Origin of the sequence: Ensifer sp. ENS11 (assembly GCF_014851895.1) — a bacterium.
GTDB lineage: Bacteria > Pseudomonadota > Alphaproteobacteria > Rhizobiales > Rhizobiaceae > Ensifer > Ensifer canadensis.
The window spans coordinates 1-403 of record NZ_JACVAN010000077.1 but is presented as its reverse complement, the minus strand read 5'-3'; the positions used below and the strand labels follow the sequence as shown (position 1 = coordinate 403).

Genomic DNA, 403 nt, shown 5'->3' with positions numbered 1-403 from the left:
TCACCAGGTTGAAGGAGTAGCGCAGGCACATGGCAAACGAGGCGATCATGGCGATCGGGTTGGCGATGCCCTTGCCGGCAATGTCAGGGGCCGAACCGTGCACCGGCTCGTAGAGCGCCTTGCGCTTGCCGGTGACACCATCCGGTGCACCGAGCGAGGCCGAAGGCAGCATGCCGAGCGAGCCGGTCAGCATCGCCGCCACGTCCGACAGCATGTCGCCGAACAGGTTGTCGGTGACGATGACGTCGAACTGCTTGGGCTGGCGCACCAGCTGCATGCCGCCGGCATCGGCCAGCATATGCTCGAGCTGGACATCGGAATATTTCGCCTTGTGGGTTTCGGTCACCACCTGGTTCCACAACACGCCCGACTTCATGACGTTGCGCTTTTCCATCGAGCAGAC

Annotated in this window: 1 protein-coding gene; it reads right to left on the bottom strand. The window is 62.8% G+C overall.

The genetic code is table 11. The features are described from left to right. Positions 1 to 403: isocitrate/isopropylmalate family dehydrogenase (locus IB264_RS34295; RefSeq protein ID WP_246811887.1), on the bottom strand; the 403-nt coding region annotated here is incomplete at both ends.